The following is a 24,947-nucleotide window of genomic DNA, read 5'->3' as shown; positions in this document are numbered from 1 at the left end:
GCCATCGATGGCGGTCGCCATCACCACGCTGCTCGGTGCCTGCGCGACCACGCAGGGACCGGCCAGCGTGCCGACCACCGAACGCAGTGGCCAGTCCTGGGTGGTCACCCGCCCGATCATCGCCGCGCAGGTGCTCGACACCTGCTCGCGCCCCAGCCCCGGCCGCGAGGCCGGGCGGGTCAGCGGCTACTGGGCACCGAGCCGGCAGCAGGTGGACCAGCTGGAAGCGAAGCTGTCAGCGCTGGAAACGCAGGTGCCGCATGTCATGGACTTCGATCGCCAGTACGTCGGCATCGAACTGGACGGAAAGCGGGTGATCTACATCAACGCGTTCCACCTGCCTGAAGACAACAGTCTGCGGCCCGCCCGCGAAGCGGTGCGGGTCTGCGATGGTGGCGCGCAGTTCTGGGGCGCGGTCTTCGATCCGGCCAGCGGCACCTTCAACGAGCTGCAGTTCAACGGCGGCTTCGGCGGGCCCTGAGGGCCTGCCATGGGAATCCGCCTGCCCACCTGGGTCTGGATCGGCGCGGTCGCGCTGTCGTGCGTGGCCGGCATGGTCAATGTGGTCGGCTTCCTGGGTTTTGAACACCAGGCGGTCAGCCACATGACCGGCAGCACCAGCCAGCTTGGCATGGCGCTGGCGCAGGGGGATTGGCGCGCGGTCGGCCACCTGTGGGGTCTGCTGATCGCGTTCTCACTGGGCGCGATGGTCAGCGGGCTGCTGATCCAGGACAGCGCACTGCAGCTGGGCCGCCGCTACGGTGTAGCACTGGCGCTGGAATCGCTGTTGCTGCTGGTGGCCATTCCGCTGTTCAAGCAGCATCAGATCTGGGGCGCACTGGCAGCCGCGATGGCCTGCGGACTGCAGAATGCGATGGCCACCACCTTCAGTGGTGCCGTCGTACGCACCACCCATCTCAGCGGCATGTTCACCGACCTCGGCATCGGCCTCGGCCACCTGCTGCGCGGACTGCCGCTGCAGATACGACGCCTGACCCTGAGCGGCCTGATCATCAGCGGCTTCCTTGCAGGCGGCGTCATCGGCGCCTGGCTGTTCGTGCGCTGGCAGTACGACGCCCTGCTCGCCCCCGCCCTGCTGACCGGACTGACCGGTCTGGGCTATGTGTTCTACCAGCAATGGGCACGCTGGCGGCGCTGAGCATGGCGTCATCCACGCATGGCGTGGATCTACGTTGTCCCTCCGATCATTTCCGCGATATCCACGCATGGCGTGGATCTACTGCAGGAAGCCGTCAGAGGCGGGGCGGTGTCGGATTGCGGGGTGTCCGCGCCATGGATGGCGCGGCCAAGCCTACAGGGACGTACTTGCGGCGTCCCCGCAATCCGACACCGCCCCGCCTCCCGCGCAGAAATCCAGAGCCGCTGTTGCTGTTGCTGTTGCTGTTGCCCCGGCTTCTGCGGGTGCCGGGTGCAACCCGGCCGGCACTACCCCCACACTGGGCAGCACGGCACAATCACTGCATGAGCCCGACTACCCCCGTTTCCGCCCTGACCATCGCCGGCTCCGATTCCGGCGGCGGCGCCGGCATCCAGGCCGACCTGAAGGCCTTCGCCGCCCATCGCGTGCACGGCCTGTCGGTGATCGCCGCACTGACCGCGCAGAACACCCGCGGCGTCAGCGCCGTGCACGTACCACCGATCGACTTCCTGCGCGCGCAGATCGAGGCCTGCTTCGACGACTTCGACATCCATGCAGTGAAGCTGGGCATGCTGGCCAACGCCGAGGTGATCCACACCGTGGCCGATGCACTGGAACGCCATCGACCACCGCACGTGGTGCTCGACCCGGTGATGGTCGCCACCAGCGGCGCTCGCCTGCTGGAGGACAGCGCGCTGCAGGCAATGCGCGAACGGCTGCTGCCATTGGCCACCCTGGTCACCCCCAATGCACCGGAAGCGGAGCTGCTGGTCGGCCGCAGCATCACCAATGGCAACGACGCAGAGCAGGCCGCCGCCTCACTCCTTGATCTGGGTGCCGGCGCGGTGCTGCTGAAGGGCGGCCACCTGCATGAAGGCAACCGCGTGGTCGACCGTTACTTCGATGGCGTCAGCAGCGAAGAATTCATCCATGCCCGCCTGCCCTTGGATGCGCACGGCACAGGCTGCACGCTGGCCTCGGCCATCGCCGCGCAGCTGTGCAACGGGCTGAGCCTGGCCAACGCCTGCGAAGCCGGCATCGATTACGTAGCGCGCGGCTTGCAGCAGGGCTACGCGCCCGGCCGCAGCGAGGTGCTGGTACTCGACCACTTCGGCGCGGCACCGCACGCATGAGCGATTCGCCACGCGCACTCGCCGTGGACAGCGGCGATGGCCACCGTTACGAGGTCATCGCCTGCGTGCCTGCACAGCCGCTGGCGCGGTTGTTGTGGCTGCCGGCGCTGGGCGTGGCCGCACGCCATTACCTGCCCCTTGCGCAGGCACTGGCCGCCAGGGGCGTGGCGGTCTACCTGCACGAATGGCGCGGCAATGGCAGCAGCTCGCTGCGCCCGTCGCGCACCGAGGACTGGGGCTACCGGCAGATTCTCGACCGCGACCTGCCGGCCAGTCAGGCCCTGCTCGCCGATGCCGATGCTGGCCAGAACGCGCTGCCATGGATCATCGGTGGTCACAGCCTGGGCGGCCAACTGGCCTGCGTGCACGCCGGGCGCCAGCCGCAGGCATTCGATCGATTGTGGCTGGCCGCCAGCGGTACACCCTTCTGGCGCACGTTCCCGCCACCGCGTGGCTGGTTGCTGCCCCTGATCTATCGCTTCCTGCCATGGATCGCGCGACGCCAGGGCGTGCTGCACGGGCGCCGGCTGGGCTTCGGCGGCACCGAAGCACGTGGATTGATCGCCGACTGGGCGCGCGTAGGGCTGAACAATCACTACGCTGCCGTCGGCATGGACGAGGATCTGGACGCGCAGATGGCGCGTGTGCATGGCAGTGCGCAGGCGGTGCTGATGGAACACGATTGGCTGGCGCCTATCGGATCGATGCAGGCGCTGCTGGCGAAACTGCCGAATGTCGCCTCACAGCTGCGCGTGCTTTCTGCGCAGGACCTGGGTACGCGAGCTGACCACTTCGCGTGGATGAAACACCCGGAGGCTGTCGCAGAGGCGTTTTTCATTCAGTTGGGTGAAAATTTTCACAAAAGCGTTGACGACTCGCGCCGACATCCGCATAATTCCGCTCCTGTCGCAGGGCGCCCGTAGCTCAGTTGGATAGAGTACCTGGCTACGAACCAGGCGGTCGGGAGTTCGAATCTCTCCGGGCGCACCACTCGACAGACCTTCAGCATCCGCCGCTGGAAGTGCAGTAAAATAGAGAAGTAAGTTGATTGTGTACCGCGCGCCCGTAGCTCAGTTGGATAGAGTACCTGGCTACGAACCAGGCGGTCGGGAGTTCGAATCTCTCCGGGCGCACCACACACGATCAACACAACGAGTTTATGTAATTGGCGCCCGTAGCTCAGTTGGATAGAGTACCTGGCTACGAACCAGGCGGTCGGGAGTTCGAATCTCTCCGGGCGCACCATTACACCGAAACAGCAGGCCTCGGCCTGCTGTTTTTTTTGTGTTTTTTGGCAGGGCTGCGCCCTGCACCTGCAGAGGCAACAGCAACTGCAGAAGCTGGCATTCCGTGGGGTGGCGGGGCGGTGTCGGATTGCGGGGACGCCGCAAGTACGTCCCTGTAGGCTTGGCAGCCGCATCCATGCGGCTGACACCCCGCAATCCGACACCGCCCCACCTCTGACAGTTTCCGATGTCTGGTAGATCCACGCCATGCGTGGATGACTCCATCAAATTCGAATACTTCGACAATTGAACGAAGAGCATCCACGCATGGCGTGGATCTACGTGTCGACCAAGGTCGACACCTACCAGCCGCACAGAACGCCATCCCGACAGATTGCGGAAATCTGTCGAAGGCGGGGTGGGTCCGGTTGCGGGGGTGTAAGCGCCATGGATGGCGCGCCCAAGCCTACAGGGACGTACTTGCGGCGTCCCCCGCAACCGGACCCACCCCGCCATCCCACGGAATACCCGCTGTTGCTTTGGCTTTGGCTTTGGCTGTTACCGTTGCTGTTGCTGTTGCTGTTGCTGTTGCCTCGGCGGGTGCAGGGCGCAGCCCTGCCGAACCCTACCCCTCTGCCATCGTCTGCCACCACTGCGCCAGCAGCTCCGGCCGTCGCAGGCGTTCGCGCCACCAGCGCAGGGCCGCGCCATCTTCGCCGGTGCGCCACGCCAGCCAGAAGGTCTCTTCCGGCTTGTGCTCCTCGACCTCACGGATCACCAGCTGGCCACGTGCCACCGCCGCGCGCGCGCAGGGCTCGGGCAGGAAACCGAATCCCAGCCCCTGGCACTGCAGCTTCAACTTGCTGGCCATGTCCGGCACGGTCAACGTCTCCTGGCCCATCAACAGGCCCACCGTTCGTGGCAGCAGCCGCCGTGCCGAGTCGGATACCGCGATCGCGCAATACGGCGCCAACTGCTCGCGGCCCAGCACACCCGGCACGGTCGCCAGTGGATGCTCCGGCGCCACCGCAAACACGAAACCCACGCTGCCCAGCGGCTCGACCACGTAGCCCCCGCCACTGGGACCCTCGCCCGGTGCACCGACCAGCAGGTCGGCGCGCCGGTCCAGCAGCGCTTCCCAGGTGCCGGACAACGCCTCGCCGAACAGGCGCAATCGGGTCGGCGCCGCCACCTCACGGAATGCAGCAATATCCGGCCCCAACAGCCAGGTCGGGAACACCGAATCCACCGCCAGGGTCAATTCCGCCTCCCAACCCGAGGCTACGCGCCGTACCCGCAGTTCCAGCTCCCGGGCCGCTCGCAGCAGGTGCCTGCCCTCCTCCAGCAACGCGCGCCCGGCCTCGGTCGGCTCCGCCCGCGGGCCGATCCGGTCGAACAGCTGCACCCCAAGGTCCTCTTCCAGCTTGGCCACGGTGTAGGAAATGGTCGAGGGCACCTTGTGCAGGGCCTTGCCGGCGCCGGCGAATGAGCCTCGGCGGTCGATCGCGTCCAGGATCTGCAGGGCATCGAGGCTGAGCTTGAGCATTCGAAATTTTCGATGATGGCTGTCAAAACTATCCGTTTTTCAAACCCAAGGTGCAAGCGGATACTTCTCCTCAACGGGAAAACACAGCGGCTGCCAGCCCATCCCGCCCCATCGAAACCATCGAACAAGGAGATTCCATCATGCTGCAGATCCGCAAGAGCGCTACCCGTGGCCTGGCCGAGCATGGCTGGCTGTCCTCGCGCCATACCTTCTCGTTCGCCAGCTACTACGACCCCCGCTATGTGAGCTTCGGCCCGCTGCGGGTCATCAACGAAGACAAGGTGACCGGCGGCCAGGGTTTCGGCACCCACAGCCACAGCAACATGGAGATCGTCTCCTACGTGCTGGGTGGCGCACTGGAGCACAAGGACTCGATGGGCACCGGTTCGGTGCTGCGCTACGGCGACGTGCAGCGCATGAGCGCCGGCAGCGGTGTCAGCCACAGCGAGTTCAACCATTCGGCCACCGATCCGGTGCATTTCCTGCAGATCTGGATCTTCCCGCAGACCGAGAACATCACGCCGTCGTATGAGGAGACCCACTTCACGCCGGAGAGCAAGCGCGGCCAGCTGCGCCTGATCGCCTCGCCAGATGGCGCCGATGGCTCGCTGCACATCCATCAGGATGCGCGCATCTTCGCCACCATCCTCGATGGCGAGCAGAAGCTGCATCACGCCCTGGCTGCCGGCCGCGGCGCGTATGTGCAGGTGGCGCGGGGCCAGCTGCAGGTCAACGGCATCACCCTGGAAGCGGGTGACGCGCTGCAGGTCAGCGACGAGGCACAGCTGACCCTGGAAAACGGCAACGACGCCGAAGTGCTGGTGTTCGACCTGCCGCTGTAACCCACACGCCCGCGATGCCGTCCGGCATCGCGGGCGTGTCATGTGGCAACGCGATCAGAACTTGTACGTCACCGCCAGCCGCACGTTGCGCGGCTCGCCCCAGGTGTAGGTGCTGTACCAGCTGAAGATCGTGTAATAGCGCTTGTCCAGCAGGTTGTTGACGTTGACGGTGGCCGACAGGCGATCGTTGAACTGGTAGCGCGCCATGGCATCCAGCAGCCAGTACGGCTGGGTGCGATGGACCACCGACGCACCATTGGCCGGGTTGGTGATGGTGCCGAACGTGGAATCCTGCCAGCGCGCGCCGCCACCGACGGTCAGCCCCTGCCAGTCGCCGCGCAGGCGGTAGCTGGTGTGCAGGCTGAACTGGTTTTCCGGCTCCAGCGTGGACACCTTGGTCCCTGCCTGGCGGGCGATCTTGTGCGCAAAGCCGCCCTGCACCTGCCAGCCCTCGGCCAGTTGTCCGGACAACTCCAGTTCGTAGCCCTTGGTGCGCACCCCCATCAATCCGCGATAGGCGATATCGCCGGTCGGCGTCTTGCCACCGGTAGGCTGGGCGAAGTTGTCCTGGTCAAGCTGGAACAGCGCCGCGCTGGCATTGAAGCGGCCGTCGAAGAACTCCGCCTTCAGACCCATTTCATAGCTGCGGCCTTCCAGCGGATCCAGTGCCTTGCCCTGTTCGTCGCGCTCACCCTGCGGCTTGAAGATGGTGCTGTAGCTGGCATACACCGAATAGTGCTCGCCAAGGTCGTAGACCACGCCGGCATACGGCACGAACACACCGGTCTCGCGCGTCTGCGGCGAACGGTAGCTGGCCAGGCGGCTGCCGACGATCACCTTCAACGGGTCGGCCACATCGAAGCGACCGACCACGTACAGGCCGTTCTCGCGGGTCACTTCATTGTTGCCGTAACCGCGCTGCCATTCCGGTTCCGGGATATCACCCTTCCAGCTGTTGTAGTCGGCAACGGCGGTCGGATAGCCGGGCTGCGGCGAATAACCGGTGTTGGTCCAGCGCTTGCGCGACGCACTGCCGCCGACCACCAGTTCATGCTGACGACCGAACAGGCCGAAGTTGCCACTCAGGTAGAAGTCGGCAGCGTTGCTGACGGTCTTACCGACATACTTGCCCAGCCACAACGAAACGCCTTCGCCGGTGACCGGATCGGGATTGCCACCGGCCGCACCGGCCAGCGCCGCATCGTAGCCGTTGACCTGGTGGTTGAGCTGCAGCTTGGCCACCCAGTCGTTGTCGAAGGTGTGTTCCAGCGTGGCAAAGCCGGTGCGCACGTACTGGCGCCAGCCACTCCAGCGGGTACCGTTGTTGAACGAGCGCGGCATGTCATTGAAATTGCCCTGGCTGTCCAGCAACGGAATGCCGCCCCAGGTCGAGCCCTTGGGGTCGCTCTCCAGCACGTCGCCACCCACGGTCAGCAGCGTGCGTTCGCCCAGATCGGCCTCCAGCACGGCATAGCCGACCTTGCTGGTGCGCTGGTAGAAGTCCAGATTGGAATGCTTGTCCTGCCAGGCACCTACCGCGCGACCACGCACGCGGCCATCAGCGGTCAGCGGTCCGCCGACATCGACTTCGGCGCGGTAGTCGTCCCAGCGGCCGACGCCGAGCGTCGCACTGCCGGCAAATTCCTTGCCCGGCTTCTTGCGCACCAGGTTGATGGTCGCGCCGGGATCGCCCATGCCGGTCAGCAGGCCGGTGGCACCCTTGAGCACTTCGATGCGGTCGTAGATCGCGGTATCGCTGAGCGTATTGCCGGCCGAGTAGGCCGAATCGCGCGACATCGGAATACCGTCGTACTGGAAGTTCTGCACGGCAAAACCACGTGCGTAGTACTCGGTACGCTCACTGTCGTAGGTAACGATGCTGATGCCCGGGGTCACCCGCATCACATCATCGATGCCGTCCAGGCCGAAGTCATCCATCTGCGCACGGGTGATAACGCTGATGGTCTGCGGGGTCTGCCGCGGCGTCAGTACCAGGCGGGTGGCGGTGGCGATGGTGCCCGGTGTGTAGGCGCCGCTGCCTTCGGTGATGGTGCCCAGCTGGTTGGCGGTGACCTGCACGGTCTGCAGGGTCTGCGAGGTCGTCCTGCCCTCTTCTTCAGCCGGTGCGGACTGCGCCGAGGCGGCGCCGGCAGCGGCCACTGAGGTCAGCAGAAGACCATGGGCAAGAGCCCTCGCCAACGGGCGACGACGCAGGGAGAGGACGGAAAAACGAACAGGCACGGACGACACGACGGGACCTCCACGAAGGGGTGGGATCCTCTGGCGGCGGCTCGAGGGAAAGGGGGAATGGCGGCCAAGGGCCGCAGGCGCAGGAGTTTACTCTCCTGCGCTTCCGCTGTCGTGGGTGGCGCCCGGACCTGAGCAGGCGCTGCCCCGTGGCAAACGTCAGCCGTCGACGGCCGCCACCGCCTCCAGGATCAGTGCCGCCACCTCGGCCGGATGCGAGGCCAGCGAGGCATGGCTCGCTTCCAGCTGCAGCAGGCGCTTGGGCTGCAGGCGTTCGGCCATGGCCTTCTGGTTCTGTGGCGAGATCATCCGGTCCTGGCTGGAAAGCTGGTACCAGCTCGGCTTGTGCTTCCACGCCGGGTCGCTGATCGCATCACCGAAGGTGCTGGCCAGCGGCGCCTTCTGGGTCACGGCCATCACCCAGCCTTCGTCGGCGCTCAGGTCCTGGCAGAAACTCTCATGGAACTTGTCGGCACGCAGCCACAGATAGCCATCGCTGTCCGGGGCGAGGTTCGGTGCCGCTTCGGGCAGGTGCTGCTGGGTAATGCCGCCGGGGCTCTCACCACTGTCCGGCGCAAACGCGGCGATGTAGACCAGGCCCTGCACGTTGGGCTGGTTGCCGGCTTCGGTGATCACCGCGCCACCATACGAGTGCCCGACCAGCACGACCGGGCCATCGATCTGGCGGATCATCCGGCGCGTCCGCTCGGCGTCGTTGACCAGCGAGGTCAGCGGCAGCTCGACCGCCTTCACCTGGTCGTGGCCCTTGCGGTGCAGTTCCAGGATCACCTTGGCCCAGTGTGCGGCCCCGCCCCAGAACCCATGGACGAGGAGGATGGTCGGTGTGGTGCTCATGCGCTGATCTCCGGCAGCGGCCGGGCGGAATGCCGACCGTCGGGCTACTCTCCACTGATGGCGTTAATCACTGGTGACGCATCCGGACCAATGCATTCGTATTCGACATTCGATGTCATGCATGGCACTTGCCCGGGCCCCGTGAAAACGTTTTCATAAAGCAATCCTCTGCAGCCTTCCTCGCGCATGACGCCTTCTTCTCCCCGCGCCCAGCAGCACGCCACCCGCGCTGCGTTCTTCATCCCCGGCTTTGCCACCGCTGCCTGGGCACCGATGGTGCCCTACGCCAAGGCCAAGGCCGGGTTGTCCGATGCCAGCCTCGGCGGGTTGCTGCTGTGCCTGGGGCTGGGCTCATTGCTGGCGATGCCGCTGGCAGGTGCGTTGACCGCGCGCCTGGGCTCGCGCCGCTTGATGATCACCACCACGGCCTTGATTCTGCTCGCGCTGCCGCTGCTGACGCTCACCCCCACGCCGCTGGCACTGGGGGCGACGCTGTTCGTGTTCGGTGCGGGTGTGGGCGCGATGGACTGCACGATGAACATGCAGGCGGTGGCCGTCGAGCGCGATGCGGGACGCCCGATGATGTCCGGCTTCCACGCGTTCTACAGCATTGGTGGCTTCGTCGGCGCAGGCTGCATGACCGGCCTGTTGGTGCTCGGCACTCCGCTGTGGCTGGCGTCATTGGTTGCCGTGGCGGCGATGCTGCTGGTGGCCCTGTTGTCGGCACCGCACTGGCGCCCGCAGCGCATCCTGCATGACGGCCCGATGCTGGCCGTGCCGCATGGCGTCGTGCTGTTCATCAGTGTGCTCGCCTTCGTAGTGTTCCTGGCCGAGGGCTCGATGCTCGACTGGAGTGCGGTGTTCCTGGCCGAAGTGCGGCAGGTGCCGCGCGACCAGGCCGGTGCCGGCTTTGCCGTGTTCACGCTGGCGATGACCGCGATGCGCCTGTTCGGCGATGGCATCGTCGAGCGCCTTGGCCGCACCCGCACCATCGTCATTGGTGGCATCACCGCTGCGGGCGGTTTCGCACTGGCCACATTGGTGCCCTCCTTCGCGATGGCGCTGTTCGGCTACGTGCTGGTGGGCCTGGGCTGCGCCAACATCGTGCCCGCCCTGTTCTCGATGGCCGGCCAGCAGCGCGCGATGCCGGAGAGCATTGCGATCACCGCAGTCACCACCCTGGGCTACGCCGGCATCCTTGCAGGCCCTGCAGCGATCGGCGCGCTCGCCCATGCCACCAGCCTGGGCTTTGCCTTCCTGTGCGTGGCAGCGATGCTGCTGGGCGTGGCGGCATCGGCGCGTTCACTGGCCCGCCGCCTGCCCTGAAGAAGAAAAGGGGACGGAGGGGATTAAGTCGTTTCCTGCACTAGCAGGCCGAATGCGACTTAATCCCCTCCGTCCCCTTTTTTGAAGGCTCAGCTGCGCGCTGGGGTCTTTGCCGGTGCATCGACGCCGTGCACCAGCCACTCGGCCTGTGCGGGCAATTGGGGCGCTGGGCACGCGGACTTCGGGTGGTGCTCGTCCCGCGCCATCCAGTCATCCACCACGCCGGCCAGCAGGTCCAGCCGCAGCGGCAGGGTGATGTGATCTTCGCCGCGCATCTCGATGTAGTGCGCACGCGGGTTGGCCTGTGCCAGCGCACGCCCCTGGCTGACCGGAATGTGCTGGTCGCCCTGCCCGTGCAGCAGCAGCACGCAGGCACGGGTATCGGCCAGCGCGCGTGCCACGTCCACCTGGTCCAGGTCCACGTCGATGCGGCGGCTGGCGGCGGCCACCACCTGGTTGATGTCCTGGCCGCCGTAGCGCCAGCGTGCATACGAAGCGATGGCCTGTGCCTTCAAGCCTTCCGGCTGCAGGGCCATCAGATGCGGAATCATGGTGCGGATCGCTACGCCGGCATTGGCGAACGATTCCATCGCCACCACGCCGGCAACCTGGTCGCCCAGCTTGTCGGCGGTGAACAGTGCGGTGGCAGCGCCATAGGAAACGCCGAACAGGTACAGCGGGCCAGTCACTTCGCCGCGCGCGCGCAGCGCAGCGATGACATCCACCACATCGTCCGATTCATAGGTGCCGTAGCCGGAGGGGCCGGCGCCGGACTGGCCATGGTTGCGCAGGTCCAGGGTGACCACGCGGTAGCCCGACTCGGCCAGCTGCAGCGACCACGGCAGCATCGAATCGCCGTTCATCATCCAGCCGTGCAGCAGCACCACGGTGCCACGCGGCGCCTGCGCGCGGAACGGCTGCGGTACCGCCAGGCTCAGCCCGGTATCCAGCGGCAGGCCGTTCTGGTGCTGCTGCGGCAGGTAGTGGTAGCGCGCGCCATAGTCGCCCGGGTCGAAAGCACGCCAGAAGATCGGCACGCCATCACGGCCCGCAGCGAAACCATGCCGGTTCGGCAACGCAGCCACCGCTGCGGCGATACGCGGCTGATCAAGCAGGGTCGAAACGCCACCGGGCGCGATCAGGCGGTCGCTGAGCGAGGTGGACGAGGCGGTCATCGAAGAAGAGCATGCAGCCAGCCACAGGCCGGCGCACGCCAGCAAAAGCAGCAGCAGGCGCTTCATGGGCAGTCAGGGGAAAAGTGCGACAGCGTGGCAGATTAGCGGTCGCGCCCGACGCCATCTATCGCAGCTGGATGACGGGTTGATGACAGCGCAGGATCGATTCAGCTTGTCACAATGTAGCGACCGGCCAAAGCATTGATCCGGATCAATGAACGCCTTCGCACGAATGGCCACAGTGCCAGCATGCGCACCCCGCTCAAGCTCGCCATTGCCTTGGCCGCCACATTGGCCGCCGCCTACGGCATCGCCCGCAGCACACCGTACTGGTTCGCCCCACGGCAACAGGCCGAGGTCGATATCCACGACCCGACCCTGATCGAGCAGGGCCGGTATCTATCGCGTGCCGCCGACTGCGCCGCCTGCCATACCGCACCCGGCGGCAAGCCCTTCGCCGGTGGGCTTGGCATGCAGACACCGATGGGCACGCTGTATTCGACCAACATCACCCCGGACCCGGATACCGGCATCGGCGCGTACGACTATGCGGATTTCGAGCGCGCGGTGCGGCGTGGCATCCGCCATGACGGCCAGCCGCTGTATCCGGCAATGCCCTACGCCTCGTACGTGATCGCCAGCGATGCCGAGATCAAGGCGCTGTATGCCTACTTCATGGGCGCAGTGCAGCCGGTCCGGCAGGACAACGCTGACAGCACCATTCCATGGCCGGCCAACATGCGCTGGCCGCTTGCCTGGTGGCAGCTGCTGTTCGCGCGCCCGCGCAGTTTCATCCCTGATCCAACCCTGGATGCCGGCCAGCAACGCGGCGCCGAACTGGTCGAAGGCCTGGCCCATTGCGGCGCGTGCCATACCCCACGCGGGCTGGCCTTCCAGGAAAAAGCGATGGCCGATGACGGCAGCCGCCAGTTCCTGTCCGGATCGGTGCTGGAAGGCTGGTATGCGAAGAACCTGCGCAACGAATCAACTGGCCTCGCCAGCTGGAGCGAAGCCGAGATCGTCGAGTTCCTGCGCACCGGCCGTACCGATCGTTCCGCGGCCTTCGGTGGTATGGCCGATGTGGTCGAGCACAGCACGCAGTACCTGTCCGACGCCGATCTGCTGGCGATGGCGCGGTATCTGAAGCAGCTGCCAGCACGGGTAGGCCGCAGCGCGCAGTGGACGCCGGGCAGCGACACCACCACCGCCGCACTGCGCGGCGGCGACTATCGGGTGGCCGGTTCGCTGGCCTACGCCGAACACTGCCAGGCCTGCCATCGTGCAGATGGCCGTGGCATGCCACGGATCTACCCTGCCCTGGCCGGCAACTCCATCGTGTTCGCCGACGATCCCAGCTCGCTGGTGCAGGTAACCCTGATCGGTGGACGCACACCGCACACGCCGCATGACCGGATGGCATTCACCATGCCGGGCTTCGAGCAACTGCCCAATGCGCAGCTCGCCGACATCCTCACCTTCATCCGCAACAGCTGGGGCAACCAGGCCAGTGCGGTCAGTGAACTGGACGTGGCGCGCATGCGCCGGGTAGTGCGTGACAAGCCGGTGCATGTGGTCCCGCAGGAGACGGCGCAATGAGGCGTTCGAAGAAGCGTTCCAGAGCGTTGGTCGCCAGCGCAGTGGTTGCGGTGCTGCTGGCCGGTGCCGGTACGCTGCTGTACCAGCACCTGTACCCGGACCTGGATGCGGAGGTGGCAAGGACCCTGGATATCCTCGACGGCCACGGCCAGGTGGTGGGCCAGTACCACGTGCCCAGTGCCGAAGAGATCGCCAGCCTCGGCAACGCAGATGCGGTGATGTTCGGCCGTCGCCTGCTCAACGAGACCGCACGCCTGCTGCCGGACAACGTCGGCAACGATCTGAACTGCAACTCCTGCCACATGGCCGAGGGCAAGCGACCGTTCGGCAATCACTACTTCAACACCGGCGGCGGCAGCTACCCGCGCTACATGCCGCGCCCGGGCAGGGAAATCGGTCTGGCCGAGCGCATCAACGGCTGCCTGCAGCGTTCGATGAACGGCAAACCGCTGCCGAAGGACGCACCGGAGATGCGCGCGATGCTGGAATACATGGCGTGGCTGAGCCGCCCGGTACCGGAGGGTGCACGCGTGGCCGCGCCCAGCGAAGGGCCGATCGACAGCACGCTGACGCCGGACCCGATACGAGGGCAGGCGCTGTATGCCGCGCAGTGCGCTGCCTGCCACGGCGACAACGGAGAAGGTCAGCGCGATGCCAGCGGCGATATCGCGTTCCCGCCGTTGTGGGGGGAGCACAGCTTCAACATCGGTGCCGGCATGGCGCGGCTGTACAAGGCCGCAGGCTTCGTCAAGCACAACATGCCACCGGCGGTGACCCGTGAACCGCCACTGGGCCAGCAGGTGATGCCCGAGCAGGATGCTGTGGATATCGCCAGCTACTTCATCAACCAGCCGCGCCCGGACTTCGCCGGCAAGACCAAGGACTGGCCGCGCGACCCGAAACCGAAGGACGCGCGCTACTGAGGAGCGCCGCCGGTGTTGCCGGCCGTCACACAACACACTCCCTGCATCTGCGCGTCACCGCCATGTCATCGGCACTGCCGACACTCCCGGACTTTCCTCCCCTGAAGGTCCGGTTTCGATGCGAACGATTGCGCGCTTTCCCCGTATCTCGCTGCTTGCCCTGCTGATTGCTCCCGCACTGGATGCCCTGGCTGAAGCTCCGCAGGGCGATGCCGCCGATACGCGAAGCGCCGACGCGCGGACCCTGGACCAGGTGCAGGTGATCGGCCAGGCCACCAGCTATGCCAAGACCTCGGTGCGCCAGGAAACCTTGAACCGGCAGACCGTGCTGAGCAGCGTCAATGGCGCGCTCAACGAAGTGCCCGGCGTGGTCGTCAGCGAAGCCGATGCCACTGGCTCGTCGGTCTGGGGCACGCAGATCAGCATGCGCGGCTTCGTCACCAACCGCGATACCCAGCAGATCGGCACCACCATCGACGGCCTGCCCAATGGTGGTTCCGGTTATGGCGGCGGCTCGCTGGCCAACCGCTACATCGACACGCTCGATCTGGAAACGGTGGAGGTGAGCCAGGGCACGGCCGACATCTCCTCGCGCTCGAACGAAGCGCTGGGCGGCACCCTGAACTTCCTCACCAGCGATCCACTGCAGGAACAGCGCCTGCGCATGGTGGTGGGTGCCGGTGACAATGAAGCACGCAAGTACTACGTACGCTACGACACAGGCCTGCTGGGCGGACACACCCGCGCATGGATCAGCGCATCGTCGGCGCGCGTGCATGACTGGATCGATGGCACCGGTCACACCAGCAACGACAACATCGCCGGCAAGTTCATCACCGAACTGGACCGCTGGACCCTGACCGGCTACCTGTCCTACAACGATGCCGACGAGCCGGAGTACACCAGCGTTTCACCGAAGGGCTTCGCCACCAACCCGGACCGCGACGGCCTGGTCGGCACCCTGACCGGCATTCCGTATCTGGACCAGAACTACCGCTCCGGTTCGCGCGCACTGCGCGAGAACACCTTCGGCTACCTGCGCGCGGCGTTCGATGGCGGCAACGGTTTCAAAGCCTCGATGGCTGCCTACGGGCACCGCATGCAGGGCCGCGGTGACTGGCTGCCGCCGTACCTGGCCGATGTCAGCGACGATGGCGCCGGTCGCCCGCAGTCGGAATACCTTGGCGGCAGGACGGTCTACGGCGGCAGCAACCGCGGCCAGATCTACTTCGTGAACCCCGATGGCAGTTCCGCCCAGCGTCTGGCCAACTGCACGCCGCGACTCGGCTTCAGCGCCGAGTACGACCCCAACTGCTACGCCGGCAATGTGCAGGGCGCACAGTCCTATCGCCACTCCCACTACGACAACGATCGCATGGGCGTCACCGCCGACGTCGAATGGCGGCAGACCTTCGGCGCGATCGACAATACGATCCGCGGTGGCCTGTGGGTGGAGAAGCTCGACCGTTCCGTGCGCCGCGACTGGCACCGCCTGCTCAACGTCGGCCAGGACATCGCCTTCGACCACCAGCCCTACTGGGTGCAGTTCGAAGACAAGTACAAGGTCGATGAGCAGATGTACTACGTCGAGGACGTGGCCCGCTTCGGCCCGTTCAGCGCGCGCCTCGGCGTGAAGCAGTTCTTCGTCGACCAGTCCCGTCGCCGTGTGATCGGCGCCACCGAGAATGTGAAGTCCGATTCGAAGTCCGATCCGCTGCTGTCCACCGGCTTTACCTGGGCCCCGGGTGTGGAGGGCATGGAGCTGTTCGCCGGCTACTCGCAGAACTTCGCGGCGATCCCCTCCGGGGTGTTGGGTGAAACCGATCCGCAGCGCTTCCGCAATGTCGAACCGGAAACCGCCGACAACATCGAACTGGGCATGCGCATCAGCCGCTGGCCGCTGACCGCTTCGGTCACCCTGTACAACATCAAGTTCGACAACCGCATCGTCTACCTGCCGGCCGGTCTGGTCAGCGGCATCGACTACCTCGGCGAGACCGATGGCGTCTACGAGAACTTCGGCGGCGTGGAGAGCAACGGCCTGGAAGCGGCCTTCGGCTACGGCTGGGACAATGGCTGGCGCATCAATGCCGCCTACACCTACAACCGCTCCAAGTACCTGGGCAGTGGCAACGACGCGCGCGACAGGCAGCTGGGCATCGTCGACGGCGCCAAGGTGATCGGCCAGCCCGAGCAGATCCTGGTGGTGTCGGCCGACTGGCAGGGTGAGAGCTGGAACTTCGGCCTGTCCGGTCGCTACCTCGGCGAGCGCTACCTGGATGCGGCCAACGTCAACAAGCTGCCTTCGGCCACCGTGTTCAACGCCAACATCGGTTTCGACCTGCAGGCCCTGTCGCCGCGCCTGAAGGGGATGGGCGCCAACCTGGTGGTGAGCAACCTGACCGACAAGCGCTATCTTGCAGGGGTGGACGGCCGCGACAACGCCTTCATCGGCGCCCCGCGCACCGTCGGCATCTCCTTCCGCGTGGACTTGTGAGTGTGACCCTGTGACCGATACCGGCCGACGCCGACTGTTGCAGGCCGGCGTCGCCGCCGGCCTTTCGCCGCTGCTGCCCAGCATCGCCCGGGCGGCAGCGATCGCCCCCGCCTCACGCACGCGCAGCCTGCAGGACCTGCAGCACATCGTGGTGTTCATGCAGGAGAACCGTTCGTTCGACCACTACTTCGGCACCCTGCCGGGCGTTCGTGGTTTCGGCGACCGCTTCGTGGCCCCAGCGTCGCCCCTGCCTGGCAGCGACCGCCCGCGCAGCCTGTGGCTGCAGCCCGACGCCAGTGGGCAACGCGCGATCGCCCCCTTCCCATTGGATACCGCTGCGCACTTCGGCTACATGCGGGTGGAAGGCACGCCCCACACCTGGCCTGACGCACAGCAGGCGTGGGACCACGGACGCATGGCGCACTGGCCCAAGGCCAAGCAGAACCATTCGATGGGCTACTTCCAGCGCAGCGACATGCCGTTCCAGTTCGCCCTGGCCGATGCGTTCACCCTCTGCGATGCCTACCACTGCGCGATGCAGGCCGGCACCAACCCGAACCGCGTGTTCCTGTGGACCGGCCACAACGATGCCCAGGCCCGCGCAGGCGGCCCGGTGATCGCCAATTCGCACGACAATTTCCCCGAGCAGGGCGGCTATCCGGAGTCATATCGCTGGACCAGCTATGTCGAGCGGCTGCAGCAGGCCGGCGTGTCCTGGCAGATCTACCAGGACATGGCCGACAACTTCACCGACAACCCGCTGGCCGGGTTCGAGGCCTTCCGCCAGGCGCATCGCGGCGACCCGGGGCATGACCCGGAGCTGCGCGCACGCGGCGTCAGTACCCGTGGTCTGGCGCAGCTGCGCGAGGACGCGGTCAGCGGCCGCCTGCCGCAGGTCAGTTTCATCATCGCCGATGCGGCCGGCAGCGAGCATCCGGGGCCGTCCAGCCCCGCGCAGGGCGCCGCCTATACCGCGCGCCTGCTTGATGCATTGACCGCCGATCCCGAGGTCTGGAGCCGCACCGCCCTGCTGTTGATGTTCGATGAGAACGATGGCTTCTTCGACCATGTACCGCCGCCGGCACCGCCCTCTCCGCTTGGCGATGGCTGGGCCGGTGCATCGGCGGTCAGCACCGAGGGCGAGTACCACCGCAACCCGGCACCGGGCGACGGGAAATACGATGCCGCCGAGCTGCGCGGCCGCCCCTATGGTCTCGGCCCGCGTGTCCCGTTGTATGTGATTTCGCCGTGGAGCCGTGGCGGCTGGGTCGACTCGCAGGTCTACGACCACACCTCGGTGCTGCGCCTGATCGAGCGTCGCTTCGGCGTGACCGCGCCGGACATCTCGCTGTGGCGGCGTGCGGTCTGCGGTGATCTCAGCAACGCCTTCGACTTCGCCCAGCGCGACACCCGCCCCTTCGTCAAGGCGCTGCCGGATGTCACCGCCGTCGCAGCGCGCGCCGCCGCCCTGCCCGGCCGCACCGTGCCTGCGCTGCCCGATGGCCTGCATCCGGCCCGCCAGGAGCCGGGCGTGCGTCCGGCGCGGGCACTGCCCTATCGGCCGCAGGTGCAGGCCACGTCGGTGGATGGCGAGGGCCTCACCCTGCAGCTGGCCAGCGATGGCGCCACGGCCGTGCTGCATGTCTACGACCGCTTGCAGCTGGACGCCATCCCGCGCCGTTACACCGTAGTACCGGGTGCCCCGTTGCAGGATCGTTGGCCGCTGGATGCACAGGGTCGTTACGACCTCTGGCTGCTGGGGCCGAATGGGTTCCATCGCCACTATCGCGGCGCGGGCACGCTCGCGCCGCTGTATGCACAGGTGGAACGCGCGGACGGCCAGCTGCGGCTGGTGCTGCGCAATCCATCGCCTTCAGCGCGCAGGGTCAAGGTGCAGGGCGGCGCCTACGCGGGCCACATGCCGGTACAGGAACTGCAGCTGGTGGCCGGCGCGGAAACCGTACTGGCCTGGGACCCGACACCGACCGCAGGCTGGTACGACCTGATCGTGCGTTCGGAGGGCGTCGAGCAACGCCTGGCCGGCCGTGCCGAAGATGGCCGTCCTGGTACGAGCGACCCCGCCATGGGCACCGCACCGTTGCGCTTCGAACACGGCTGAAAGTACTTCCGTAGAGCCGGGCGCTTGCCCGGCTCTACAGGGCAGGACAGCCGGCTCAGGCCTCCTGCAACCCCGGTCGGCCGTGCTCCACCGCATAGCGCTTCCAGCTCTGCAGCGCGCCGTTCGGCCGCATGACCGTATCGAGCGTCTTCATGTCACCGATCCAGGCATCACGGGTGACATCACACAGCACGTAACCGCGCTTGTCCGTCGTCGCCTTCAAGTGGGGGCTGTGCCGCAGCTGGTTCTCTGCATAGGCATCCACGCCCTGCCCGTCAGCGCCCGAGCTGATCGACGTCGCCAGGAACTCGCTGGAAATCACCCCGGAATCGACGTTGTCCTGCACCAGGTCGCTGGCATAGTGACGGTGTGCATCGCCACAGGCGGTCACCACGTTACCGAAGCCCACCTTCTGGATGTGATCGAGCAGGCGCCGGCGGCTGGACAGGTAGCCGGACCACTGGTCATCGGAAGATTGCACCACGCCGTCCTTCTCGCGCATGTAATTGCCCAATGAGACCTGGTGCGCGATCGCGTGCCAGCGTGGCGCGGCATCGGCCAGGCCATCGAACAGCCATTGCTCCTGCTTCGCACCCACAATGCTGCGCTCGACAGATTCCACCTGTCCGCGCTGCGCCATGTCCACCTGCTTGCTGCGGTACTGGCGGGTATCGAGCAGGTGCAGGTCCAGCAGCGTGCCGTAGCGTGCGCGACGGAACATCTGCATATGACCATCGCGCGGGAACGACGAAGCGCGCAACGGCATGTTCTCGTAATACGCCTGGAACGCCTGTGCGCGGCGCAGCAGGAACAGTTCGCTGGGCGTACCGTCCTGGTCTTCGGCACCCGCCCAGTTGTTGTCCACTTCATGGTCGTCGAACGTCATGAACCACGGTGACGCGGCGTGCGCGGCCTGCAGGTCCGCATCGGTCTTGTACTGTGCATAGCGGCGGCGATAGTCGTCGAGCGTATAGGTCTGTGGGCCAACGTGGTTGCGCAGGTTGGTGAACGGCTGACCGTTCATCTTGCGCACGCCGGTCTGGCTTTCGCCCTCGTAGATGTAGTCGCCGTAATGGAACACGAAATCGAGTGGTTGCTCGGCAATGTGCCGCCAGGCCGTGTAGTGCCCTTCCTCGAAATGCTGGCAACCGGCCACCGCGAAGCGTACGCGCTTGATCGGCGCGTTCGCCGCAGGCAGGGTGTGGGTGCGTCCGATCGCACTGGCATGGCCTCCCACGGTGAAGCGGTACCAGTACGGCCGCCCAGGCAGCAGGCCGTCCAGTTCCACGTGCAGCGCATGGCCAAGTTCGGGGTGGGCCAGCGAGGTTCCCTGCCGCACCACGGTGCGCATGGTCTCGTCGGCGGCCACCTGCCATCCCACCACCATCGGCCGGGTGGGCATGCCGCCACCGAACATCAGGGGCTCGGTGGCCAGCCGCGTCCACAACACCATGCCGTCGGCTGACGGATCACCGGATGCCACACCGAGGGTGAACGGCGTACTGGCAAAGCGCGGCGAGGCCAGCAGATTGCGCGGATTCAACGCCGCCGCATCGTTCTGCGTAGCCAGCGCACGCGCTGTCCCGGCCCACGCACCCAATGCGGAAAGTCCCGACAGGGCGAGGAAGCGCCTGCGATTGATCGTATCCAAGACGGCCGCCCTCAGTTGTAGATGATGTGGAAGTAGAAGAAGCGACCGTAGTCATCGATCTCGGTGCGGAAGCGTCCGTTCGGACCGGTGCTGTAGGTTGGCTGGGTATTGAACAGGTTCTTCGCCTCGTACTTCAGCGTCACGTGCTTGCTGACCTTGTGGCTGAAGGCCAGGTTGAAGGTCATGTACGGGTCGTAGTACGAGTCCAGCCACTGGGTATCGCCGAAGTCGACCAGCATGCGGCTGCGGTAAGTACCGGACACGCGCAGCTGCGAGCTCTTCCACGGCATGCGCCAGATCACCGAGCCGTTCACCGACCAGTCCGGCTGGTACAGCAGGCGGTCCAGGCGGCGCTCGCTGCCATCACTGATACGGTAGTTGGTCTGTCCGTCCAGTCGGGTGGCATTGAGGTACATGTCGAAGCGGTGGCGGCCCCATTGCAGATTTCGGTTTGCCACCGCGAATTCGACACCGCGCAGCGTGGACTCATCGGTGTTCATCGGCTGGGTGACGCGATAGCGGACATCGCCGATGTTCTCGAACGTGGTCAGGGTGTAGATGTCGTCCTTGATGACCTTGTCGAACAACGCGACCGACACCAGGCCGTTGTTGCCGTTGAAATACAGGTCCCAGGCCAGGTCGAGATTGGTCGAGCGGCGCGGCTGCAGCGAGGCATTGCCCTGCTTGATGGTGCAGAAACCTCCGCCCAGCTCGTCATCGCCACAGCTGGTGCTGGTGGCCTGGGCGATGTTGCTGGGTGTCGGCCGGCCCAGCGTGCGGCTGGCGGAAAAACGCAGGCGCTGGTTCTCGCTCAGCTTGAAGGTCGCGTTCAATGACGGCAGCAGGTTGTTGTAGCCACCGCTGCTCTTGCGGAATGCCGAGGTGTAGGTGGTACCGCCATCGTCGCTGAACGGGCTGAACGCATCGAAGGAAGTATGGTCATAGCGCAGGCCACCGATCAGCAGCAGCCGGTCCCAGGCGTAATGCGCCGACACGTAGGCGTTGGCGATGTCTTCCACGTACTTGTAGTCGCTGGTGAAATCGGCATTCGGGTAGGCCGCATCGTTGTTGCCCAGCTTCGGGTACAGCTCGTCATGCCACTTGCGGTTGTCGATCAGCGGGAAGCCGGGGACGCTGCCCAGCAGCGTCGAACCGGGATACAGATAGTCGTTCAAGGTCGCGCTGGTCTTGTAGTAATCGAAATCGATGTCCTGCCAGATCTTCAGGTGGCGATACTCGGCACCGGCGGCGAGACCGAAGCCGCTCGCATCGGCATCGATGTTGTAGCTGAAGTCGGCACGCAGGTTGTCGATGCTCTCCTTGGCGTCACGCGGCGAGATGTAGGCCTGCGCGGGATTGAGCTTGAACGCCGAGCTGGTCAGCAGACTGGAGTCCGAGACGCCCACCGCGTTCGGAAAGCCATGGCTGTCGTTGGCATAGTCGACGAACAGGTTGCTCGGGTACGCGCGTACGCCCCAGTAGACCTGGGTGTTGTGGAAGGTCTCTTCGGTGTGGCCGGCGCGCAGCGTCAGCCGCGAAAGGTCGCCGATATCCCAGTTGAAGCTGGCGATCGCACCGCGGTTGCTGCGGTCCCAGCGGTCATGGCGATTCTTGATGTAGATGCTGTTGATCTGGGTGGTGCCGCCGTCCTCGGTCTGGTTGCGTATCGGGAACTTGGCATTGCCATACAGATCGGTCTTGTTCATCGTCGAGTTCTCGTAGAACCGGTACGAGTACAACAGCAGCGAGGCATAGAACGGATCATCCGACGGCTTCCATTCCAGCTTGGCCGAACCACCGAAGTTGGTGATGTAGTTGGTGTAGGTGCCGGTGCTGAAGTTGCCCGGCGCGCGCAGGCCGTTCCAGCCTTTCGCCTCGTCCGGGCCGGTAGTGCCATCGGTGAGGTACTTGCCGGCATCGTTGTAGTAATAGTTCGATTCCACCCAGCGCTTGACGCTGTTGCGCGAGCGCTGTTCATAGCGCGCAACAGCGACGATGCCGAACTGGTCATCGGCACCGAACTGGTTGGAGAACACCGCTTTGGCGCTCTTGCCGAAGTGGCCCAGGGTCTTGTGGTCGCCGCCCGCGCTGCGCCCCACATTGGTCTCGGCCGTGGAATAGATGCCGGCCACGTCGGCGAACACATACTTGCCGGAGCGGTCAAAGGCACTGCGGCTGATGATGTCGATCACACCACCAATGGCATCCGGTGCCTGCTCGGCGCTGAAACTCTTGTAGATGTCCGTGCGGGTGCCGATGTCGCTGGGAATCAGCTGCAGGTTGTTCATGCGCTCGCCGGAGCCACTGCCACCCACGCTTGCGATCGCGATGCCGTCGATGGTCGTGTAGTTGAGATTGGCCTGCACGCCGCGCACGGTCACATAGCGCGGTTCGCCCGCATCTTCCACCGCACTCAGACCGGGCGCGGCCATCAGGCTCTCGGCCAGCGTCTCATCGCCGTAGCTGTCCATCTCATCGTAGATCACCGAATCCTTGATCACCGGCGAGGTTTTCTTCTGATCGATCACCTCATGGGCGGCGATCACCTTGATCGTTCCCAGCGTCGGAGCGACCACGGCTTGCGGCTGCTGCGGTGCCGGTGCGGCCGGCCCGGTTTCGCGCTGTGCCGGTGCCGCATCGATGGCGATCACGTTGCCGTCCAGCACCGTGTAGCGCAGGCCGGTGCCGGCCAGCAGCGTGTCCAGCGCCTGCTTGACGGTGGCCCCCCGCGGTACCGCGCCCGCCATGGGTGCATTGCCCGCGCCGGCATACAGGAACTGCACGCCGGAGCTGCGTGACAGCTGCTCCAGTGCCTGGCTCAAAGGCTGCGCGGCGATCGCTGCAGTAACCTTGGTCTCAAGCCCGTTGGACGACACCGCCTGCGCATGTGCGCCCAGGCAGGGAGACAAGGCCAGTACCACCGACAGATAGAGCTTCTTGCGCATCACGGTTCCTTGCAGGAGAGAGGACTGCTGCTGCGTCGACATTCGACAGCGGCTTCTCCCAAGTAAGAGCCGGCATCGGCGGAAGTGGAGAACGCCGATTCGATGAATTTTTTCTGACAGCCCATCGCCCAACCGGGATCAGCGGCTGGAGACCCATACCGTGTCCTGTTCGCGGCGGATGACGAAGCGCGCGTCCCGCTGCAGGAATGCCTGCAGCGCAGCGACCCGGTGCGCCTCCAGGCTGCCCGACAGGCGCGCCGCCCGCGCCACGTCATCGGTCACCCGCACCTGCACCTGGTTGTGCCGGTTGAACGCAGCCGCCACCTCGTCCAGCCGCTCATCACGGAACGACACCCGGCGCTGCTGCCAGTCCAGCAGCATGGACATCGGTATTTCCAGCGGCTGCACCGCATGGCTGAGATGATCGACTTGGACCACCCGCCCGGCGGGCAGCTGCGCCAGCCGGCGTTGCCCATCACCGGCGGTCCAGACCTCCACCTGGCCGGATACCACGCCGATACGCGTGCTCTGCAACCGGCGCGACACATCGAACACGGTGCCGATGTCACGGATCTGCAGATCACCGACCCGTACCTCGAAGGGCCGGCGATCCGCTGCGATATCAAACGTGGCCTCGCCCTGCAGCAGTTCGACGCGGCGGCTGAACCAGCCGATGGTCACCCGCAGACGGCTGTCTGCATTCAGCCGCACCTGGGTCTGGTCAGCCAGCACCACCTCACGCAGTTGCCCGTGCCCGGCGACCAGCATCTGTTCGCGCGGCATCAGCCACGGCAGCAGACCGGCCACCAGCAACAGTCCGCACGCCACCGCAGCCACCCGCCTCCAGAGCGGCCGGCGCGTTCGTGTTGCAACCACGGCGCGCGGCGCGGACACGGGCGCGGCAAACAACGGCACCACTTTCGCCGTTGCCGGCAGCATCGGCAGCACTGCCCTGCTTCCCTGTTCCTGCGGGTGCACCGACATCGCCGCGCCCACCTGCCGGTGCAGATGCAGGGCATGCAGGTACGCGCGCACGTGCTCGGGCGAGCCCTTCATCCACGCCATGAACTCGGCGCGCTGCACGGCGCTCAGCTCACCCTCGCGGTTGCACAGGAACCACTGCGCAGCCTGTTCGGCCACCTCGTCATCCATCGCTGCAGGCTCCTGCCGGTTCATCCGTCCTTCCCGGCGCCCAGCGCCTTCCTGCAGGCATCCAGGCCCTTGCCGATGTGCTTGCGCACCATGTGCACCGACACATCCAGCTGCGCCCCAACCTGTTGGCAATCCAATCCTTCGCGGTAGTGCAGTTCCATCACCCGCCGCGTCGTGGGTGGCAGTTGCGCGATGGCGCCGCGGATCCCGCTCCAGCGCTGCGCACGCTCGAAATCACCCTCGATGTCCTCCTCGCTGCTGAGCACCTCGGCCAGCAGATCAACATCCTCGATCTGCGGCAGGCCGGAGCGCGAACGTGCCTGTTCACGGGCCAGGTTGGCTGCCACCGCGAACAGATAGGCTTCAGGGTTCTCGATCGCCGCGGCGTCTTCGCCGGTGCTGCGCAGCAGGCGCAGGTAGACCTCCTGCGCCAGATCCTCGGCATCGGCAGCCTGTGAACCACGCCGAAGGAAGAAGCCACGCAGCAGGCGGCGCCGCAGGGCGTAGCTCTTCTCCCAGATCCTGACGCTGTTCACAACCGACCAACCACCCCGA

18 protein-coding genes and 3 tRNA genes are annotated in these 24,947 nt (G+C 65.9%); 13 read left to right on the top strand and 8 right to left on the bottom strand.

Annotated elements, in window-relative coordinates; genetic code table 11:
• Positions 1–7: 7 nt before the first annotated feature.
• The 7 genes from CR156_RS05975 to CR156_RS05945 all read left to right on the top strand — a co-directional run bounded on the left by CR156_RS05975 (position 8) and on the right by CR156_RS05945 (position 3,537).
• Entirely contained in the window at positions 8–481 is a 474-nt protein-coding gene (locus CR156_RS05975) for a hypothetical protein (RefSeq protein WP_409349565.1), read from the top strand.
• A gap of 9 nt (positions 482–490) precedes the next feature.
• Positions 491–1,159, top strand: a complete 669-nt coding sequence (locus CR156_RS05970; RefSeq protein ID WP_100552167.1) for a YoaK family protein — start codon at positions 491–493, stop codon at positions 1,157–1,159.
• A 323-nt stretch (positions 1,160–1,482) separates the two neighbouring features.
• On the top strand, positions 1,483–2,292 hold the full coding sequence (gene thiD / locus CR156_RS05965) for a bifunctional hydroxymethylpyrimidine kinase/phosphomethylpyrimidine kinase (protein WP_100552166.1): 810 nt from the start codon (positions 1,483–1,485) through the stop codon (positions 2,290–2,292).
• Positions 2,289–3,215, top strand: a complete 927-nt coding sequence (locus CR156_RS05960) for an alpha/beta hydrolase family protein (protein WP_100552165.1) — start codon at positions 2,289–2,291, stop codon at positions 3,213–3,215. The genes thiD and CR156_RS05960 overlap by 4 nt, the downstream gene beginning before the upstream one ends.
• Positions 3,206–3,282, top strand: a tRNA-Arg gene (locus CR156_RS05955). The genes CR156_RS05960 and CR156_RS05955 overlap by 10 nt, the downstream gene beginning before the upstream one ends.
• 69 nt (positions 3,283–3,351) lie before the next feature.
• Positions 3,352–3,428, top strand: a tRNA-Arg gene (locus CR156_RS05950).
• 32 nt (positions 3,429–3,460) lie between these two features.
• A tRNA-Arg gene (locus tag CR156_RS05945) sits at positions 3,461–3,537 on the top strand.
• Positions 3,538–4,143: 606 nt separating this feature from the next.
• Here the strand turns inward: CR156_RS05945 and CR156_RS05940 are convergent.
• Entirely contained in the window at positions 4,144–5,064 is a 921-nt protein-coding gene (locus tag CR156_RS05940; RefSeq protein ID WP_100552164.1) for a LysR family transcriptional regulator, read from the bottom strand.
• Between the two features lie 140 nt (positions 5,065–5,204).
• On the opposite strand from CR156_RS05940, the gene CR156_RS05935 reads away from it, so the two are divergent.
• Complete coding sequence (locus CR156_RS05935) at positions 5,205–5,906, top strand: pirin family protein (RefSeq protein WP_099820122.1); 702 nt, start codon at positions 5,205–5,207, stop codon at positions 5,904–5,906.
• 54 nt (positions 5,907–5,960) lie between these two features.
• On the opposite strand, the gene CR156_RS05930 is transcribed toward CR156_RS05935, so the two are convergent.
• Positions 5,961–8,156 (bottom strand): TonB-dependent siderophore receptor, encoded by a 2,196-nt coding sequence (locus CR156_RS05930; RefSeq protein ID WP_100552163.1) that lies wholly within the window; start codon positions 8,154–8,156, stop codon positions 5,961–5,963.
• A gap of 156 nt (positions 8,157–8,312) precedes the next feature.
• Positions 8,313–9,008: an alpha/beta hydrolase gene (locus CR156_RS05925; protein ID WP_100552162.1), complete on the bottom strand. Its 696-nt coding sequence runs from the start codon at positions 9,006–9,008 to the stop codon at positions 8,313–8,315.
• Between the two features lie 186 nt (positions 9,009–9,194).
• Between CR156_RS05925 and CR156_RS05920 the strand changes: the two genes are divergently transcribed.
• A complete protein-coding gene (locus CR156_RS05920; RefSeq protein ID WP_100552161.1) occupies positions 9,195–10,334 on the top strand; it encodes an MFS transporter in 1,140 nt (379 codons plus the stop codon).
• An 89-nt stretch (positions 10,335–10,423) separates the two neighbouring features.
• On the opposite strand, the gene CR156_RS05915 is transcribed toward CR156_RS05920, so the two are convergent.
• The gene (locus CR156_RS05915; RefSeq protein WP_100552160.1) at positions 10,424–11,575 is read right to left on the bottom strand and encodes an alpha/beta hydrolase; all 1,152 of its coding nucleotides are present in this window, start codon (positions 11,573–11,575) and stop codon (positions 10,424–10,426) included.
• Between the two features lie 183 nt (positions 11,576–11,758).
• On the opposite strand from CR156_RS05915, the gene CR156_RS05910 reads away from it, so the two are divergent.
• The 4 genes from CR156_RS05910 (at position 11,759) to CR156_RS05895 (ending at position 18,644) form a co-directional block, all read left to right on the top strand.
• Entirely contained in the window at positions 11,759–13,105 is a 1,347-nt protein-coding gene (locus CR156_RS05910; RefSeq protein ID WP_100552159.1) for a c-type cytochrome, read from the top strand.
• Positions 13,102–14,028, top strand: a complete 927-nt coding sequence (locus tag CR156_RS05905; protein ID WP_100552158.1) for a c-type cytochrome — start codon at positions 13,102–13,104, stop codon at positions 14,026–14,028. The genes CR156_RS05910 and CR156_RS05905 overlap by 4 nt, the downstream gene beginning before the upstream one ends.
• Before the next feature lie 118 nt (positions 14,029–14,146).
• Positions 14,147–16,525 carry a TonB-dependent receptor gene (locus CR156_RS05900; RefSeq protein WP_100552157.1) on the top strand — a complete coding sequence of 793 codons (2,379 nt, stop codon included), beginning with the start codon at positions 14,147–14,149 and terminating at the stop codon, positions 16,523–16,525.
• 10 nt (positions 16,526–16,535) lie between these two features.
• Positions 16,536–18,644, top strand: a complete 2,109-nt coding sequence (locus CR156_RS05895) for a phosphocholine-specific phospholipase C (RefSeq protein ID WP_100552156.1) — start codon at positions 16,536–16,538, stop codon at positions 18,642–18,644.
• Positions 18,645–18,699: 55 nt separating this feature from the next.
• Here CR156_RS05895 and CR156_RS05890 read toward each other — a convergent pair whose 3' ends face one another.
• The 4 genes from CR156_RS05890 to CR156_RS05875 all read right to left on the bottom strand — a co-directional run bounded on the left by CR156_RS05890 (position 18,700) and on the right by CR156_RS05875 (position 24,928).
• The gene (locus tag CR156_RS05890) at positions 18,700–20,295 is read right to left on the bottom strand and encodes an alkaline phosphatase D family protein (RefSeq protein ID WP_100552155.1); all 1,596 of its coding nucleotides are present in this window, start codon (positions 20,293–20,295) and stop codon (positions 18,700–18,702) included.
• Positions 20,296–20,306: 11 nt separating this feature from the next.
• Positions 20,307–23,240, bottom strand: coding sequence for a TonB-dependent receptor (locus CR156_RS05885; protein ID WP_100552154.1), 2,934 nt, complete (start codon positions 23,238–23,240; stop codon positions 20,307–20,309).
• Positions 23,241–23,378: 138 nt separating this feature from the next.
• Positions 23,379–24,416 carry a FecR family protein gene (locus CR156_RS05880; protein ID WP_100552153.1) on the bottom strand — a complete coding sequence of 346 codons (1,038 nt, stop codon included), beginning with the start codon at positions 24,414–24,416 and terminating at the stop codon, positions 23,379–23,381.
• Positions 24,413–24,928, bottom strand: a complete 516-nt coding sequence (locus CR156_RS05875) for an RNA polymerase sigma factor (RefSeq protein ID WP_089240285.1) — start codon at positions 24,926–24,928, stop codon at positions 24,413–24,415. Before CR156_RS05875 ends, CR156_RS05880 begins: the two co-directional genes overlap by 4 nt.
• Positions 24,929–24,947 lie beyond the last annotated feature (19 nt).

Origin of the sequence: Stenotrophomonas lactitubi (genome assembly GCF_002803515.1) — a bacterium.
GTDB classification, from domain to species: Bacteria; Pseudomonadota; Gammaproteobacteria; order Xanthomonadales; family Xanthomonadaceae; genus Stenotrophomonas; species Stenotrophomonas lactitubi.
The sequence above is the reverse complement of the archived record's forward strand: the minus strand, read 5'-3'. Positions and strand labels throughout refer to the sequence as shown.

Excerpts from the sequence above, each read along its gene's own strand:
- CR156_RS05975 (WP_409349565.1), top strand. The coding sequence starts at position 8 with ATGGCGGTCGCCATCACCACGCTGCTCGGTGCCTGCGCGACCACGCAG.
- CR156_RS05970 (WP_100552167.1), top strand. The coding sequence starts at position 491 with ATGGGAATCCGCCTGCCCACCTGGGTCTGGATCGGCGCGGTCGCGCTG.
- thiD (WP_100552166.1), top strand. The coding sequence starts at position 1,483 with ATGAGCCCGACTACCCCCGTTTCCGCCCTGACCATCGCCGGCTCCGAT.
- CR156_RS05960 (WP_100552165.1), top strand. The coding sequence starts at position 2,289 with ATGAGCGATTCGCCACGCGCACTCGCCGTGGACAGCGGCGATGGCCAC.
- CR156_RS05940 (WP_100552164.1), bottom strand. The coding sequence starts at position 5,064 with ATGCTCAAGCTCAGCCTCGATGCCCTGCAGATCCTGGACGCGATCGAC.
- CR156_RS05935 (WP_099820122.1), top strand. The coding sequence starts at position 5,205 with ATGCTGCAGATCCGCAAGAGCGCTACCCGTGGCCTGGCCGAGCATGGC.
- CR156_RS05925 (WP_100552162.1), bottom strand. The coding sequence starts at position 9,008 with ATGAGCACCACACCGACCATCCTCCTCGTCCATGGGTTCTGGGGCGGG.
- CR156_RS05920 (WP_100552161.1), top strand. The coding sequence starts at position 9,195 with ATGACGCCTTCTTCTCCCCGCGCCCAGCAGCACGCCACCCGCGCTGCG.
- CR156_RS05915 (WP_100552160.1), bottom strand. The coding sequence starts at position 11,575 with ATGAAGCGCCTGCTGCTGCTTTTGCTGGCGTGCGCCGGCCTGTGGCTG.
- CR156_RS05910 (WP_100552159.1), top strand. The coding sequence starts at position 11,759 with ATGCGCACCCCGCTCAAGCTCGCCATTGCCTTGGCCGCCACATTGGCC.
- CR156_RS05905 (WP_100552158.1), top strand. The coding sequence starts at position 13,102 with ATGAGGCGTTCGAAGAAGCGTTCCAGAGCGTTGGTCGCCAGCGCAGTG.
- CR156_RS05900 (WP_100552157.1), top strand. The coding sequence starts at position 14,147 with ATGCGAACGATTGCGCGCTTTCCCCGTATCTCGCTGCTTGCCCTGCTG.
- CR156_RS05885 (WP_100552154.1), bottom strand. The coding sequence starts at position 23,240 with ATGCGCAAGAAGCTCTATCTGTCGGTGGTACTGGCCTTGTCTCCCTGC.
- CR156_RS05880 (WP_100552153.1), bottom strand. The coding sequence starts at position 24,416 with ATGAACCGGCAGGAGCCTGCAGCGATGGATGACGAGGTGGCCGAACAG.